Below are 1,197 nucleotides of genomic sequence, written 5' to 3' on the forward strand. Positions count from 1 at the left end.
GCGATGAGGCTGGTGCAGCCCTCTAACACGCAGGTAGAAATAAAACTCCAGAGAATCATACCTGCTGCAAGAAATGGCAGAAAGTCTTTCATGGGGGAGTTAAATATTTGGCCAAATACGAGGCCAATGGTACCAATCATAACGCCCATGCTGATGGTTAGCCAAAACGGTCCGACAGCAGAGCGCCTATACCGTTGACGTACATCCTGCCATCCGAGCATGCCTACCAGAGAATAGCGCTTTACAGCTGTCGCTATATCTGCCATGGCGGCGGTAATTGAGTTGTTTAGCATTCGAAACACCGGGTTGTCAAAACAGTCAATGATTGTAATCTTGTAGGAGGGGGGAGTGTCACTTTTTCCATCCCGTCTGGTTTCCAGTTTTTTGCGATCGCGGGATGTGCTCCACGTAGAGTGCCTCCCTCTGTTGCAAGGAGGGAGCATAAAGTCTGCAGCTATTTCGTATGGCGCGCGCTCGCTATCATGCCAAGCTTGGGCTATTCGTTAAAAAATAAGCGCTTGTGTCGAGCGGGCTAGGTGTGCTAGCGATCATAAATAAAGTCTCTGTCAGATGATTCGCACTTTTTCTATCATCCCACGGTCAGAGGTGAACTCCCAAGAAATTTCCCTCACCCCAGAAACGCATTTTGGGTTTAAGTCACGGCGTCTGATCGTCAGGCTCCAATAAATCGCCTGCTCGGAAGCGGGCGGAGCGATTAGCCAATGGTTGCCGACGAGCAGTGTCGCGGCAGCAACGTTTCGTGGTTTTCAAGCGAGTTTCGCGTCCGTGCGTTGTCTGTCGGGCAGGCCGGTCAGAGGGGTGAATTATAGCGGCGCTTTCAGTTAAATGCTCCTTCCTGGACCCTGCCATTTGCAAGTATTGGGTGATCTCGTCCTCATTGAGGTTACAATGCTGATCAACGACCGCGTAAAAAGGGGGGGGGCTGCGTGCTCGAAAGTTTGAATGGATAAAGTACGGAGAGTTTTGCTGGGTTTGCCTCGTAGGCAAAAAAGACTGATACAGGTCGCCACCGATGTGGTTTTGGTGTGGGTCGCTTTGTGGCTGGCCTTTATCGTCCGCCTCGGCATCGACGACATGTACAATCCGCTAAAGTCGCATTTCTGGCTGTTCGTCAGTGCGTCGATTATTGCCATTCCCCTTTTCGTGCGCTTTGGCATGTACCGCGCCGTCATGCGC

Annotated in this window: 1 protein-coding gene and 1 pseudogene; one reads left to right on the forward strand and one right to left on the reverse strand. The window is 51.4% G+C overall.

Translation table 11 applies throughout. From position 1 onward, the window contains the following. Positions 1–293, reverse strand: a 293-nt coding sequence (locus tag AC1DLB_RS30445; RefSeq protein WP_477786336.1) for an ABC transporter permease, incomplete at its 3' end; no start/stop codon positions are given. 670 nt (positions 294–963) lie between these two features. Here AC1DLB_RS30445 and AC1DLB_RS30450 point away from each other — a divergent pair. Then, a pseudogene (locus AC1DLB_RS30450) lies at positions 964–1,197 on the forward strand (polysaccharide biosynthesis protein); the annotation flags it as partial.

This window comes from Pseudomonas sp. 05N434 (assembly GCF_056396965.1).